At 33.3% G+C, this 15,639-nt stretch carries 10 protein-coding genes; 4 read left to right on the top strand and 6 right to left on the bottom strand.

The annotated features are described in order from the left end of the window. Positions 1–123 precede the first annotated feature (123 nt). The 6 genes from lpxA to IQ05_RS05700 all read right to left on the bottom strand — a co-directional run bounded on the left by lpxA (position 124) and on the right by IQ05_RS05700 (position 9,961). Positions 124–909, bottom strand: coding sequence for an acyl-ACP--UDP-N-acetylglucosamine O-acyltransferase (gene lpxA / locus IQ05_RS05675; protein WP_144890907.1), 786 nt, complete (start codon positions 907–909; stop codon positions 124–126). Between the two features lie 68 nt (positions 910–977). Further along, entirely contained in the window at positions 978–2,366 is a 1,389-nt protein-coding gene (locus IQ05_RS05680) for a bifunctional UDP-3-O-[3-hydroxymyristoyl] N-acetylglucosamine deacetylase/3-hydroxyacyl-ACP dehydratase (protein WP_144891126.1), read from the bottom strand. Further along, positions 2,359–3,402 carry a UDP-3-O-(3-hydroxymyristoyl)glucosamine N-acyltransferase gene (lpxD, locus tag IQ05_RS05685; protein ID WP_144890909.1) on the bottom strand — a complete coding sequence of 348 codons (1,044 nt, stop codon included), beginning with the start codon at positions 3,400–3,402 and terminating at the stop codon, positions 2,359–2,361. Before lpxD ends, IQ05_RS05680 begins: the two co-directional genes overlap by 8 nt. Before the next feature lie 40 nt (positions 3,403–3,442). Next, on the bottom strand, positions 3,443–4,672 hold the full coding sequence (locus IQ05_RS05690; protein WP_144890911.1) for an HD domain-containing protein: 1,230 nt from the start codon (positions 4,670–4,672) through the stop codon (positions 3,443–3,445). Positions 4,673–4,882: 210 nt separating this feature from the next. Next, positions 4,883–6,805 (bottom strand): amino acid permease, encoded by a 1,923-nt coding sequence (locus IQ05_RS05695; protein ID WP_144890913.1) that lies wholly within the window; start codon positions 6,803–6,805, stop codon positions 4,883–4,885. Between the two features lie 240 nt (positions 6,806–7,045). Beyond that, positions 7,046–9,961 carry an FAD-binding and (Fe-S)-binding domain-containing protein gene (locus tag IQ05_RS05700; RefSeq protein WP_144890915.1) on the bottom strand — a complete coding sequence of 972 codons (2,916 nt, stop codon included), beginning with the start codon at positions 9,959–9,961 and terminating at the stop codon, positions 7,046–7,048. Positions 9,962–10,187: 226 nt separating this feature from the next. Here IQ05_RS05700 and IQ05_RS05705 point away from each other — a divergent pair, with 226 nt between their 5' ends. From IQ05_RS05705 to IQ05_RS05720, 4 genes are all read left to right on the top strand, one after another. Then, entirely contained in the window at positions 10,188–11,723 is a 1,536-nt protein-coding gene (locus tag IQ05_RS05705; protein ID WP_144890917.1) for a glycoside hydrolase family 10 protein, read from the top strand. A 13-nt stretch (positions 11,724–11,736) separates the two neighbouring features. Then, positions 11,737–13,062, top strand: coding sequence for an MFS transporter (locus tag IQ05_RS05710; protein ID WP_144890919.1), 1,326 nt, complete (start codon positions 11,737–11,739; stop codon positions 13,060–13,062). Between the two features lie 158 nt (positions 13,063–13,220). After that, entirely contained in the window at positions 13,221–14,828 is a 1,608-nt protein-coding gene (locus IQ05_RS05715; protein ID WP_144890921.1) for a glycoside hydrolase family 3 protein, read from the top strand. Positions 14,829–14,954: 126 nt separating this feature from the next. Beyond that, a complete protein-coding gene (locus IQ05_RS05720; RefSeq protein ID WP_086453956.1) occupies positions 14,955–15,593 on the top strand; it encodes a peroxiredoxin in 639 nt (212 codons plus the stop codon). Positions 15,594–15,639 lie beyond the last annotated feature (46 nt).

Raw genomic sequence — 15,639 nt, forward strand, 5'->3', positions numbered from 1 at the left:
TACTATTAAGTACAAAAGTCAAAATGAAAACTTGTTAATTATTTGTATTTAATTCTCTTAAAAATCTATGCACAATCATTGCTATTCTCATTATTCTTCTATCAGAAGCATATTGCAACAGCATTAATAATTTCCTGAATATCCTTTCATAACTCCTCGAGAAGAGTTCCTAATAAAATCAATTATTTCATCTCTTTCTGGAGTTGCTTCCATTTCGGCTTCAATAATTCCTAAAGCTTGGGTAACATTATAATTTTTTTGATATAAAATTCTATAAATATCTTGAATTTCTCTAATTTTATCAGAAGAAAAACCTCGTCTTCTTAAACCAACAGAATTAATACCCACATAGGAAAGCGGTTCTTTGGCAGCTTTAGTGTAAGGTGGTACATCTTTTCTTAATAAAGAACCTCCAGAAATCATAGCATGATCTCCTACACTAATAAACTGATGTATCGCTGACAATCCGCCTATAATGGCATAATTCCCAATGGTAACATGTCCACCTAGTAAAACACCATTAACAATTATGGCGTTATTCCCTACGTGACAATCATGTGCAATGTGTGCAGTTGCCATGATAAGACAATTGTCACCAATCACTGTTTGTCCAGATGCAATTGTTCCTCTATTTATAGTTACGCCTTCTCTTATAGTACAATTATCTCCTATGATTACTAATGAATCTTCTCCTCCAAATTTTAAGTCTTGTGGAACTGCAGATATTACTGCACCAGGAAATATATTACAATTTTTTCCAATTCTTGCACCTTCCATTATGGTAACATTTGAACCTATCCAAGTTCCATCCCCAATAACAACGTTATTATGAATGGTTGTAAAAGGTTCTATTACAACATTTTTGGCAATTTTAGCACCGGGATGAACATAGGCTAGTGGTTGATTCATCAGCTTTTTTATTTATTTTAAATTATTGCAATTGAAGGTTTCATGTTTTAAAACATGTCAATCCAATTTTACTGTTTTTTTGCAATCTGCGCCATAAGTTCAGCCTCGGCTACAAGCTTACCATTTGCGTAAGCATTTGCTTGCATATGACAAATCCCTCTTCGAATAGGCGTAATTAAATCACACTTAAATATTAAAGTATCACCTGGTAATACTTTGTGCTTGAACTTGACATTATCAATTTTCATAAAATAAGTCAAATAATTTTCAGGATCTGGCACCGTACTTAATACAAGTATTCCTCCGGTTTGTGCCATTGCTTCAACAATTAAAACACCTGGCATTACTGGAGCCTCTGGAAAATGTCCTACAAAGAAATTTTCATTCATTGTAACATTTTTCATACCTACAACATGACTTTCAGACATTTCTATAATTCTATCAATCAATAAAAATGGAGGTCTATGAGGTAACACCGCCATAATTTTATGGATATCCATCAAAGGTTCTTGATTCAAATCATAAACAGGAACATAATTTCTTTGTTCAATTTTAATGATTTTGGCCATTTTTTTTGCAAATTGTGTATTCACATAATGTCCTGGCTTATTTGCAATTACTTTCCCTTGAATTCGAGTACCTATTAAAGCTAAATCACCTACTACATCTAATAATTTGTGTCTTGCAGCCTCATTAGGATAATGTAAAGTTAGGTTGTCTAGAATTCCATTTGGTTTAACCGAAATTTCATCTTTACCAAATGCAACCTTTAAATTTTCCATAGTAGATGCTGAAATTTCCTTATCAACATATACAATTGCATTGTTTAAATCGCCTCCTTTAATCAAACCATTTTCTAATAATGACTCTAATTCATGAAGGAAACTAAATGTTCTCGAATCAGCAATTTCATTTTTAAAATCGGCAATGCTTTTTAGATTTGCATTTTGAGTACCCAAGATTTTAGTTCCAAAATCAACCATTGTTGTTACGCAGTATTGATCACTAGGCATTACTAAAATTTCACTTCCTGATGCTTCGTCAAGATAAGAAATTACTTCTTTTACAACATATACTTTACGCTTAGCGTTTTGCTCTTCAAAACCTGCATTTTCAAGTGCTTCTACAAAATATTTTGAAGAACCATCCATAATTGGTAGTTCTGAGGCATTTAGTTCTATGATGATATTATCAAGATCACAACCTATTAGTGCTGCTAAAACATGCTCAGGAGTTTGGATCTTTACACCTAGTTTTTCTAAGTTTGTCCCTCTTTGCGTGTTTACTACATAATTTGCATCAGCTTCAATAACTGGTTGTCCTTCTAAATCAACTCTTACAAAAGTAAAACCATTATTCACGGGAGCTGGTTTGAAAGTCATTTTAACTTCTTTTCCGGTATGTAAGCCCACTCCTGTAAGTGAAATTTCTGTTTTGATGGTTTTCTGTTCAACCATTGTTTCCATTTTTTTGGTTTAAAATTTTCTTTTTTAATTCTTGTATTTCGGCAACAATTTTAGGTAAATTTTTAAAATGCACGTAGGACTTACTAAAATCATTATACCCAAATGAAGGACTTCCTTGTAAAACTTCATTGTCTTTTACGTTACGTCCCACGCCTGATTGCGCTTGAATGCGAACATTGTTACCTATTGTTAAATGGCCAGATATCCCAACCTGACCTCCTATCATGCAGCTTCGGCCAATTTTTGTAGAACCAGCTACACCAGTTTGAGCTGCAATAACGGTGTTCTCTCCTATCTCAACATTATGAGCAATCTGAATTTGATTATCAAGCTTTACACCTTTCCTAATGATGGTAGATCCCAAGGTAGCTCTATCAACAGTAGTGCAAGAACCTATATCAACATTATCTTCAATAATTACATTGCCTATTTGAGGTATTTTTGTGTACGTTCCGTCTGGATTTGGAGCAAAACCAAAACCATCAGATCCAATGATGGCACCAGAGTGAATGGTACAGTTTTTTCCAACAATCGTTTCAGAATACACTTTTGCACCAGCAAAAAGAGTTGTATTATCTCCTAAAACTACATTATCACCAATAAAACAATTGGGATAAATTTTTACATTATCACCCAAAACTACGTTTTCGCCCACATAACTGAAGCTTCCTAAGTATAAATTAGCACCTACTTTTACACTTTTCGAGATAAATGAAGGTTGCTCAACTCCTGCTTTATTTTGTTTAACTTGGTCATAAAACTCTAACAATTTTGTAAACGATGCGTAAGCATCATCAACTTTTATCATGGTTGTATAAACCGTATTATCAGGCACAAAACTTTGATTTACAATAGTTATAGATGCTTTAGTTGAATATATATGATTGTTATATTTTGGATTTGAAAGAAAAGTTAGAGACCCCTCTGTCCCCTCTTCAATTTTTGATAATGTAGAAACTTCAGCCATAGGATTGCCTACAACCTCTCCCTCCAGAATCTCCGCTATTTGTGCTGCTGTAAATTTCATTGCGACAAAAATATAAAAAAATAGATTTTAAATGCTGTTTTTATAACAGTTGTTTTGGGAAACATAAATAATACTTGGTAACCAACTTTGATAATGATTTCAAATTTAGCTGATCAGATGACTCAATTACATCCTCAATTGTACTATCTTTTTTAAGAATTCGTATCGGATCCGCTTCTTTACTGTAGGCTTGATTCTTGATTTTTCCTTTAAAAATAAAATAATTTGTATCTGATAATGAAATAGATTTGAGAGCCGCAAATCGCTCTTGCAAGGGTTGCAAATCCTCTTGGGTTACCTTTTCAGTTGTTAACTTTATTTTCAACAAATCACGGTTTATTATCATTTTACTCAAGTTAGACAATATAAAATCATCATTTTTTTGCCAACTTTTTAAAGCACCTATAATATCAAAATCATCTAATTGCGCAAATAAATCTAACGTACTGTCATCAAATGTATCTATGGTAACTTTATTTTGCATAAAATATAAAAGTGGGTCACTGCAAGGAAGCTCAATGCCTTTTAAAGTTAATTCTTTAGCTCGCTTTAAGATTTTCATTAAAATTAACTCAGCCACAAGACTTGTTTTATGCAAATAGGCTTGCCAATACATTAATCTTCTAGACATTAAGAATTTTTCCACAGAATAAATACCTTTTTCCTCAATGACAAGATAATCATCTACCACATTCATCATTTGGATTAAACGCTCCGAATTTACATTACCCTCAGCAACACCAGAGTAAAAACTATCTCGTTTTAAATAATCCATTCGATCCATATCTAGCTGACTAGAAATCAATTGTAACATGAATTTTCGGTTGTATTCTCCTTTAAAAACCTGGATTGCTAAACTGAGTTGCCCATTAAATTCAATATTTAATTTATTCATAAAAAGCAATGAAATAGCTTCATGGTGCACATCCTCTACAATACTTTTTTCCATAGCATGTGAAAAAGGACCGTGCCCAATATCATGTAATAAAATGGCAATATAAAGTGCATTTTCTTCTTCTAGCGATATCTCTACTCCTTTAAAGCGTAGCACATCAACTGCTTTTTGCATCAAATGCATGCACCCTAACGCATGATGAAAACGAGTATGATTGGCACCAGGATATACTAAATATGACAATCCCATTTGAGAAATTCTTCGCAAACGCTGAAAATACGGATGCTGAATCAAATCATATATTAAAGCGTTTGGTATGGTAATGAATCCATAAATGGGGTCATTAAATATTTTGAGTTTATTAATTTGAGTCACTTTTTACGTAAAATTTAGTCAACAAATATATGTAAAATTGATGTTGAAATTTCAATTTATAAAAAACCAATTAAATTCTAGTACCTTCATGTGCGCTAGCAAGAACCTGAAAAAAATGTTTCTTAAATCTAATTCGTTAAAAACTATTTACGGTTAAAAACAAGAAACCTTTATAAAAATAAAGGTTTCTTGTTTTTATAAGCACATAAATTATACGTTGAGTTTACTGTTTTTTCGACTAAAACCAAAATAAACTACAAGTCCGATTAGCAACCAAACTCCAAAATAAATCCAGTTCCATACACTTAATTCAGCCATCATGTACAGGCAGCAAATTAAACCCAGTAAAGGTATTAATGATAAATTTGCTTTGTAAGACCAAACTGTAAGTCCAAGTAGTGTAATAATAAAAATCCACATTGGAATTTTATGTTTAAACAAGCTAAAACCACTTTCGTATTTAATAGAGTCGTCAACAGGAAGTCCAGAGATGATTTTTGAATACTGCACATCATCACCTTGATATTGACTCAATAATTGTTCTAGATCTGGTGTTTCAACCGTACTATTTTTTGGATCAACAGTTACTAAATATTGATACACTTTTTGAGTTTCTTCTTTATTTAGAGCAGTAATTATAGAAGATGGACTATTGAGTTGAGTTTCATTGGTAATGAAATCCATTGTTGCTTTTTTATTATATCCAAATGTAGCAGCAATTCCTACAAGTAATAAAACAGGCATTATAAATTTTGAATTCACATATGGTGTTTTAAACTTACCACGAGGAATATCTTTTTTATTTTGCAAAACCAAGACACCCGCACACACTAGCACAAAAGCAAACAAAGTTCCAATACTACATAAATCTGTTACCAATGTTAAGTTTAAAAACAAAGCCGGAATAGCAACCACAAAACCAGTAACGATGGTAGCGTACGAAGGAGTTTGATATTTAGGATGCACTTTAGAAAAACGTTTTGGCAACAAGCCATCACGACTCATACTCATCCAAATACGAGGTTGTCCCATTTGAAAAACCAATAAAACACTTGCCATTGCTACTACTGCACTTACCGCAATAATACCAGACATCCATTTTAAATCTAGTTTTTCAAAAACAAAAGCAAGCGGATCACCTACATTAAGAAGGTCATAGCTTACCATACCTGTAAGTACAAGTGCAATTGCAATATACAATAGTGTACATATAATTATAGCCCACATCATTCCTCGAGGTAAATCACGTTGAGGATCTTTACACTCCTCTGCAGTTGTTGAAATAGCATCAAAACCAATATAAGCAAAAAATACGGCTGAAACTCCTTTTAAAACTCCCGAAACTCCATTTGGAGCAAACGGATGCCAATTAGCAGTATCTACATAAAAAACACCCACGGCTATTACTAAAAGAACGATACATAATTTTACAACAACCATTATATTACTTGCATTTCGCGACTCTTTCATACCGCGGTAAATCAAGGCAGTAATCAAAACAATAATCAATAAAGCAGGTAAATCAGCTACGAAATGAAAAGAACCAATTACTGGAGATGTATTCCAAGCAGTATAAGCATCCTGAAGTGCAGGACTTAAATCTGCATAGCTTTTTCCTGCTTGCATGAGAGCTGTGGCTTCATCAAATCCTCGAGATGCCGATAAGAAATCCATTTGGATCCATTGGGGCAAATGAATGCCTCCACTAGAGAGTAAACTGGTAAAATAATCACTCCAAGATATGGCCACTGTAATATTCCCGACGGAATACTCCATGATCAAAGCCCAACCTATAATCCATGCTATAATTTCACCAAAAGCAACATAAGAATACGTATAAGCACTTCCAGAAACAGGAACCATAGAGGCAAATTCAGCATAAGCAAAAGCAGCAAAACTACAGGCAATTGCCGTAAATAGAAACAAGAAAATTACTGCTGGTCCACCATCAGCACTTGCTTTACCAATGGTACTAAAAATACCAGCTCCTACAATTGCAGCAATCCCAAAAGCTGTTAAATCCCTAGCTGTTAAATGTTTTCCTAATGCATTGTGACCTTCTGCATTATTTTTTTCAACTTGATTTAATATATCTTGAACTGTTTTTTTTCTAAACAAACCCTTTAATGACATGTTGACTATTTTAATTGATACTATTCATGCAAAACTTCTATGTAAAATGTTCCTAAAAGTTGCTTGCGGATTCAAAAGTATAAAACTAATTGAATTAATACGGTTTTATACACGTATTTTTTAAATATTTTTTAATTTAAATGACTTGAATTATGAAAATAAAAGTCAAATAAATTATTTAATATTCTATAAAAAATTAAATTCACTTAATTTTAACTTATTTGATGTTATTTCAATAATTTAGATTAAGAAACTTTTCAGAATTGTGATAGGATGTTCTGCTTTTTTTCCTGTTCCGTCAAAAATTTGATGTCTACAGCTTGTACCTGCTGCAACTAGAACTATTTCAGGATCAGCGGTTCTAATTTTTGGAAATAAAGTATCCTCTCCCATTTGCATACTAACTTCATAATGTTCTTTCTCATAACCAAAAGAACCTGCCATACCACAACAACCCGAATTGAAGATAGTAACCGTGCTATTCTCAGGAAGATTTAGCATGGCAAATGTAGCTTGTGTAGTACTTAATGCTTTTTGATGACAATGCCCATGTATTTTTATGGTTTGTTTTTTATTTGAAAAATGAGCTTTTGTAATTTTACCTTTTGTGATCTCATTTTTAAAGAATTCCTCAATAGTGTAAACATTTTCAGCCAACTCTTTCGCTTTTAATTTATCATCTGCTAGGCGAAGGTATTCATCCCTAAAAGTCAAAATTGCTGATGGTTCGATACCAATTAACGGCGAGTCTTCAGAAATATATTCAGAAAAAACAGAAACATTGTAATTTGCAATTGCTTTGGCCTGTTCCAAAAAACCCTTTGATATAAACGCACGTCCGCTTTCTTCATGATCCAAAAGAATTACTTGGTACCCTAATTTTGTTAATACTTGATAAGCGTCTATACCAACTGAAACATCATAATAATTTGTAAACTCATCACAAAACAAGAATACTTTTCCGTTTTCAAAAACACGAGTAATTTCGTTTTCACTATTTTTCTCATACCACTTTCTAAAAGTTTGTTTAGCTAATAATGGTACTTCTCTTTTGGGTGCAATTCCCATGCTTTTTTTTACAAATGGCAAATTAACCATGTAATTAGTAAGTCTGGGAAAAAGACTTCCCAACCCATTAAGTTTAGCATTGTAAGCAAAAACTTTATTTCTCCAAGAATAGCCATTCGTTTCTTGATATTGATATAAAAACTCCGATTTCAATGCAGCAACATCTACATTACTTGGACATTCGCTCGCACATGCTTTACAACTTACACACAAATCAAAAACTTCATATAATTCTTTATGGTCAAATTTATTGTCTTGTTGTGATTGTGTTAAAAATTCACGCAATGCATTAGCCCTTGCTCGGGTAGTATCTTTCTCATTTCTGGTTGCTCTATAACTGGGACACATGGTTCCTCCTGCCGAAGGTAGTTTTCTACAATCACCAGAGCCATTGCATTTTTCGGCAGCTCTAAGCACTCCCATACTATCCGAAAAATCTTGAATCGTTTTGATTTCAGGTTCTAATCTTCCAGCTTCAAACCGTAAATTTTCATCCATTTTAAAAGCATTCACAATTTTACCCTCATTCATAATACAATGAGGATCAAAAGCAAATTTGATTCTTTTAAGCAATTCGTAATTTTTTTGCCCAATCATAAATGGCAAAAACTCACCTCGCACAATACCATCACCATGCTCCCCACTTAAAGAACCTCTATATTTTTTGACCAATATTGCAACTTCTGTAGCAATATTTCTGAATTGGTGAATGCCTTCTTTGGTCTTTAAATTCAATACTGGCCTAAGATGCAATTCACCAGCACCGGCATGAGCATAGTAAATAGCACTTTGGCCATGACGTTCCATCATACTTGAAAAATCAGCAATGTATTGCGGTAAATCACTTAATTCAACCGCTGTGTCTTCAATAGAATCAGCAGCTTTATCATCACCCACAATGCTTCCCAAAAGTCCTAAACCTGCCTTTCGCAAATCATTAATCTTATCAATATCAGTCCCATAAATTTTAGGCAAGGCATAGCCAAAATTGTTTTTTTCTAAATCCGCTATCAATAGATCTGCTTGATTTTCTGCATCTTCCATACTTTCATAGGAGGCTACTTCAAGCATGATCACTGCTTTGGGTTCACCCTGAATAAAAAACCTATTTTTGGCCTGTTCTCTATTGCTTTTTGTGCAGTCAAGTATGGTATCATCCATCATTTCACAAGTGTACAAATGATGCTTCATAGCAGTAACTACGGCCTCAAGACTTTCTTGAATAGAATGAAAATGAGCTACAACCATTACATTATTGGTAGGCGGAAGTACGTCTACTTTTAATGTAATTTCAGTAATAAAAGCAAGAGTTCCTTCGCTTCCGCAAATCAGCTTGGCTACATTTATAGTTTTTTGGTTTCCACCAAAAAGTTCTGACTGCAAAAGCAAATCAACTGCATAGCCAGTATTTCTTCGATGAATTTCAGGTTTTGGAAATTCATCGATAATTTCTTTTTGATTTTCAACATTTGAAAGTTCCTCATATAAAGAGCTGTAAATAGCACTTTCAAGTGTATTTCCTTTTGTTTTTTCGATAAATGCATCAGAAGTAATTTCGTTAAAAACAACTTTCGAGCCATCACTTAAAATGGCATGAATCTCCTGAACCTTGTCTCTTGTTACTCCATAGCGTATGGAAGTGGTGCCAGAGGAATTGTTACCTACCATTCCTCCTATCATACATCGGTTTGAAGTAGACGTATTGGGACCAAAAAACAAACCGTATTCTTTTAAAAACAAATTAAGTTCATCCCGAATCACTCCTGGCTGTACCGTTACGCTTTTATTTGTAGCATCAAATGAAATTATCTTTGTAAAATGTTTAGAAACATCTACAATGATTCCGTTTCCTACCGTTTGCCCAGCTAGTGATGTACCAGCGGTTCTTGGTGTGATTGAAATTTTATTTTGAGCAGCAAACTGTATGATTTTGATAATGTCATTTTCGGTTTTGGGTATAGCTACAAGAAGGGGTTTAATACGATAAGCAGATGCATCTGTGGCATACAAAGTTTTATGTAATTCATCTTGTAAAAGAGCTCCCTCAAATGACTGGGATAATTGTTCCAATTGAAGCGATATTGACATCTATATGTGCTAAATTTGTTAATTTACAAATATAAAAATATCACTTGGTTTTAAACCAAAAAATAGAGAAGATAAAAGAACAATTTAGAATCTTAATTTGAAAGATAGCGAATGGAGCTCTAATTTTGGTCTACAAATTGCAATGTTGTTTTAGTGAATATTTAAAAATTTGGCGTTCTATTTCACTAAAAAAACTATTTTTGAAAATTAAAACGATTTGACTTTAATGAAGACTCATAAAAACCCTATATTTCTCACTATTCTTTTACTCCTTTTTTTCACAAACGGCATAGCGCAGTCACCAACTCTTCATCCAAAAAATGAATTTAGAGCTGTATGGATAGCAACTGTAGTAAATATTGACTGGCCTAAAAAAGGAACCGATAGCGTAAGCAAACAAAAAGCGGATTATCTAGAACTCCTTGATACTTATAAAAAACTAAATTACAATGCTGTAATTGTGCAAATAAGAAGCGTGGGCGATGCATTTTACCCAACACAACTTGCGCCATGGTCACGTTTTTTAACAGGAAAAGAGGGAAAAGCTCCAGATCCTTACTACGATGCACTTCAATGGATGATTACTGAAGCACACACTAGAGGTTTTGAATTTCATGCGTGGTTAAATCCGTACAGAGCAACTATGGACTACAACACCCAAATTTTAAGTTCTGAGCACGATTATTTCAAACACCCTGAGTGGATGATAAAATATGGTGGTAAAATCTATTATAACCCTGCTTTGCCAGAAGTACAAGCACATTTATTGAATGTGGTAAATGAAGTAGTAACAAATTACGATATTGATGCCATCCATTTTGATGATTATTTCTATCCTTACCGAATTCCTGGAGAAGCCTTTAATGATAGTGCTTCTTATTCGAAGTATGGAAACGGAATGAAACTTGAGGACTGGAGACGCTCTAACGTGAACACTTTTGTAAAAGATGTAGCTGTTGCTATCAAGAAAAATAAGCCTTGGGTTCAATTTGGCATAAGTCCTTTTGGCGTATGGCGCAACAAATCAGTTGATCCAAAAGGTTCTGATACCGAAGCGGGTCAAACCAATTATGATGATTTATTTGCCGATCCACTGGCTTGGATGGATCAAAAATGGATTGATTACATTATTCCGCAGTTGTATTGGAGCATTGATCATCCTAAAGCATCGTATGCAAAACTGTTACGCTGGTGGTCTGAGAATTCAAAAAACACAGCCATTTACATCGGAAATAGCAGTTATAAAGTCAACACAGATTCTGATAAAAAATGGAACAATCCCAATGAAATACCCAATCAAATTGACTTAACCAGAACCTATAAAAATGTGCAAGGAAATGCTTTTTTCAGCGCCAAGTCATTTGTAAATAAAAATCAAAGTGTTACAACTCTACTAGCACAAAACCAATATAAATACCCAGCCTTAACTACTGTGGTTCCAGCTGCTATTAAAAAAAATGAAGTTGTACCAGTAGTTCAAGCGGCTTTTAGTAATGAAATTGCGTCCGGATTTCAAATTGTATATCCCACGGGCTCAAAAATGCGCTATGCAGTAATTTACGGCTCTGCGGCCAATGCTAAAATCGATGTTAATGACTCAAGTCACATTATTGATAAAGTAGCTTTAATTGAAAATTTAGAAACCCTTCAAATATTTGTTCCAACTTATAAATTACATAAAAACAAAACCTGTGCAGTAACTTTTATAGACTATTATGGAAATGAAAGCGACCCAACATTTATAAACGTAGCAGAACACTAATTTTCTAAGATTTATGGCAACAGATAATAGACCTTGGTATTGGATACCGCTTTTAAACTTTGCATCGGGATTTCCTTATGTAATTATCATTTCCGTTTCTGTATTGATGTACAAAAACCTAGGTATCAGTAATGAGGATATTGGCCTCTACACAAGCTTACTGTATCTCCCATGGGTAATTAAACCATTGTGGAGCCCTTTTATAGACTTGCATGGAACCAAAAGAAAATGGTTTTTAAGCATGCAATTGTTTATCTCCATTGCATTTTTACTTGTTGGCTTTATTATCCCTACAAGTCAGTTTTTCTTGTTGAGTTTATCCATTTTTTGGGTAGCAGCATTTGCATCAGCTTCTAATGATGTGGCAAGTGATGGATTTTACATGCTAGCATTGAGCAAAGATCAGCAGTCTTTTTTCCTAGGAATTAGAAGTACATTTTACAGAGCTTCCATGCTTACAGGAAATGGATTGATTATTTTGCTTGCAGGTTACCTAGAACAACACTATGCTAATACACAAAAAGCATGGTCCTATACAATGATTTTCGTTGGTTTAGTAATGATTTTCTTAACGATTTATAATTATTTTTCTACTCCAAAAAAAGAATTAACATTAGAAACCGTTGTAAAAGAAGAAAAGAATTTCAGCACCGTTTTTGCTAGTTTTTTCAAAAAGAAACAAATCGGTTTAATTCTGGCTTTTATTTTGCTTTTTAGGCTGGGAGAATCTCAACTTCTTAAAATGCTGACTCCTTTTTTAGTAGATAAAAAAACAGTAGGTGGACTCGAATTAACCACCGAAAATGTGGGACTTATTTACGGAACTTTTGGGTTAATTGCGTTAACTATTGGCGGTATTTTAGGCGGTATTGCTATTTCAAAAAAAGGATTGGGCTATTGTATGCTACCTATGATTTTGATCATGCATTTGCCCATTATTGGATTTGTATTGTTAGCTCATTTTCAACCAACTACACTAATTAACCTTTATTTAGACTTGAATCTTTTTACTATCGATTGGTCTTTTAATCCATATATCACTGCAGTAGTTATTATTGAACAACTAGGCTACGGTATAGGTTTTGCAGCGTTTATGATGTATTTAATTTATGTAGCCGAAGGAGAATCAAAAACATCACATTATTCTATAGCTACAGGTTTTATGGCACTTGGAATGATGTTACCTGGCATGTTGAGCGGATACATTCAAGAATATTTAGGGTACGGCAATTTCTTTATTTGGGTGTTTTTAGCAACCATTCCAGGAATCATTTTGTCCAGATATTTAACTTTTCCAAAGGATTTTGGTAAGAAATCAGAACAAGAAAAAACAAACTAGCTATTTTTTAACATATAAGTCATATAAGTTCTTTTAAGTGGGTAAGACTTTCTTAAAATGACTGTTTTTATACAATCCGTTTTTATATAATTAATTATTCTATATGATTTAATTTATATGACTTATATGTTTAGAATTAGCGACATATTCCTTTCAAAATGACATTAGAACAAAAAGTAGGTCAATTTTTCTTTCCAGCTGTTTTTATCAATGACAGCGAAGAGCACATTCAGCAAATGGAGTCTCTCATAAAAAAATACAACATTGGTGGACTGACTTTTTTTCACAGTCGTGCTAGTGCTGCAACAAATTACGAATCGAATAAAAAAATAGAATTCAATGATGATAGCGCCATTCGATTACAAGAATTGATTGTCCGCTATCAAAAATGTGCCTCTACTCCACTTTTAATGAGCATAGATGCCGAATGGGGTTTGGCCATGCGCGTAGAAAAAACACCTCAATATCCATATGCCATTACACTGGGCGCTTTACCACAGAGTGAAATTGATTTGGTTTATCAAGTTGGAAAACAAATAGGATTAGATTTAAAATCAGTGGGAATTCATTACAATTTAGCACCTTTGGCTGATATTAATAATAATCCCAACAATCCAGTAATTGGATATAGATCTTTTGGCGAAGACAAAATTAAAGTAGCTAATTTTGCTATAGCTTATTTACAAGGCTTAAATGACGCCGGAGTTTTAGGCTGTCTTAAACATTTTCCTGGACACGGAAATACTAGCGTAGATTCACATTTAGGATTACCGGTGCTTCAAGAATCACGAGAAGAATTGATGGAAAATGAATTAGTACCTTTTATAGAAGGAATTAAAAATAACGTCGATTCTATAATGATTGGTCATTTAGCGGTACCGTCTTGGAACGAAAACCAAAATACTTCTGCTACTTTATCAAAAAACATAATCGAAACCCTTTTGCGAAAGCAACTGGGTTACCAAGGCCTTATTATATCTGATGCCTTAAACATGCACAGTGTTTCTAAATTATATGAGAAAAAAGGACAACTAGAATGGGAAGCTTTTCACGCTGGAAATGATGTATTGTGTTTTGCTGAAAACGTAGCCGAAGGAATAGATGAAATTGTAAAAAATGCATCTCTTGAAAGAATCAATGCAAGTTTTGAGCGCATCATGCAGTGCAAAGAAAAAGTTGGGATTCTTGCTATTGACAATCAAATAGATATCAATAAAAAAGTCGATTTTGATTTTAATAAAACATTCGACTTAAATTATAAAATTGCTCAACAGAGCGTAACTACTTTAATAGATTCGGACAATACAAATTCCATTTTCGAGTCGCATAAAAGAAACAATTTAGCCAAGGTTAGTTTTTATAAAGAGGCAAACAATTATTTTTTTGATGCTCTTGCATCTGAACTGCCTTCTTCGAGTTTTAGCTATACGATACAAGATGGTAATTTGGAAACTTTAAAAAATCAGTTGGATGCATTTGAAACGGTTTTGGTCGCTCTTTTTGTACCGAAAGCAAAACCTTTGCATAATTTTGAAATCGAAGATTCGGTTCTGCATTTTTTAAGTGAATTGGTACAAAATAAAAACTGTTTTGTGTACACTTTTGGAAATCCTTATGCTTTACAGATTATACCCAACTTAAAAAAAGCAAAAGGTTTAGTACACACCTACCAAGATTTTAAAGAATTTCAGGAAATTACTGCTGAGCAGCTTTTAAATAATGACAAGAGTAAAGGTACACTTCCCGTAAAAATTAACTTGTTATAATTTTAAATTTAATGTCATAAGAAATCCTTATCAATCAATAAACATTTATAATCATTGAGCGTTTTATTTATAATAAAGTATAACTACTTTTGCACCATCAAATAAAACAACTTAAAAGTAAATAAAATGTCATTAGTAGGTAAAAAATTTCCAAGTATTGCAGTAGACGCCATCTCTGAAATGGGTGATAATTTAAAAATAAATATTTTTGAAGAGGCTACAAACAACAACAAAAAAGTATTGTTGTTTTGGTATCCAAAAGATTTTACTTTTGTTTGTCCAACTGAATTACACGCTTTTCAAGCAGCATTACCTGAATTTGAAAAAAGAAATACAATTGTAATTGGTGCATCTTGCGATACTAACGAAGTGCATTTTGCATGGTTGAACACACCAAAAAACAACGGTGGAATTGAAGGTGTTACTTACCCAATTCTTGCTGATACAAACAGAAACCTTTCTAACATTTTAGGTATTTTAGATATAGAATCAACTGGATACAGCGAAGAAACAGATTCAATCATCATTGAAGGATCAAATGTTACTTACAGAGCTACTTATTTAATTGACGAGACTGGTAAAATTTTTCACGAAAGTGTTAACGATATGCCACTTGGTCGTAACGTAAACGAATACTTACGTATGGTAGACGCTTATACACACATCCAAGAAAAAGGTGAAGTATGTCCTGCTAACTGGGAAGCTGGTAAAGAAGCAATGAGTGCTGATAGAATTAGTACTGCTGAATACTTGAGTTTAAACTAATATCAATACAATATCAATTGCAATTTCGAATTTCATTTAAAAAAAA

This window comes from Flavobacterium tiangeerense (assembly GCF_007830355.1).
In the GTDB taxonomy this organism is placed as follows: domain Bacteria; phylum Bacteroidota; class Bacteroidia; order Flavobacteriales; family Flavobacteriaceae; genus Flavobacterium; species Flavobacterium tiangeerense.

Bases quoted from the DNA above. Each gene is read 5' to 3' on its own strand.
- IQ05_RS05710 (WP_144890919.1), top strand. From the start codon at position 11,737: ATGGCAACAGATAATAGACCTTGGTATTGGATACCGCTTTTAAACTTT.
- IQ05_RS05700 (WP_144890915.1), bottom strand. From the start codon at position 9,961: ATGTCAATATCGCTTCAATTGGAACAATTATCCCAGTCATTTGAGGGA.
- IQ05_RS05695 (WP_144890913.1), bottom strand. From the start codon at position 6,805: ATGTCATTAAAGGGTTTGTTTAGAAAAAAAACAGTTCAAGATATATTA.
- IQ05_RS05715 (WP_144890921.1), top strand. From the start codon at position 13,221: ATGACATTAGAACAAAAAGTAGGTCAATTTTTCTTTCCAGCTGTTTTT.
- IQ05_RS05720 (WP_086453956.1), top strand. From the start codon at position 14,955: ATGTCATTAGTAGGTAAAAAATTTCCAAGTATTGCAGTAGACGCCATC.
- lpxD (WP_144890909.1), bottom strand. From the start codon at position 3,402: ATGAAATTTACAGCAGCACAAATAGCGGAGATTCTGGAGGGAGAGGTT.
- lpxA (WP_144890907.1), bottom strand. From the start codon at position 909: ATGAATCAACCACTAGCCTATGTTCATCCCGGTGCTAAAATTGCCAAA.
- IQ05_RS05705 (WP_144890917.1), top strand. From the start codon at position 10,188: ATGAAGACTCATAAAAACCCTATATTTCTCACTATTCTTTTACTCCTT.
- IQ05_RS05680 (WP_144891126.1), bottom strand. From the start codon at position 2,366: ATGGTTGAACAGAAAACCATCAAAACAGAAATTTCACTTACAGGAGTG.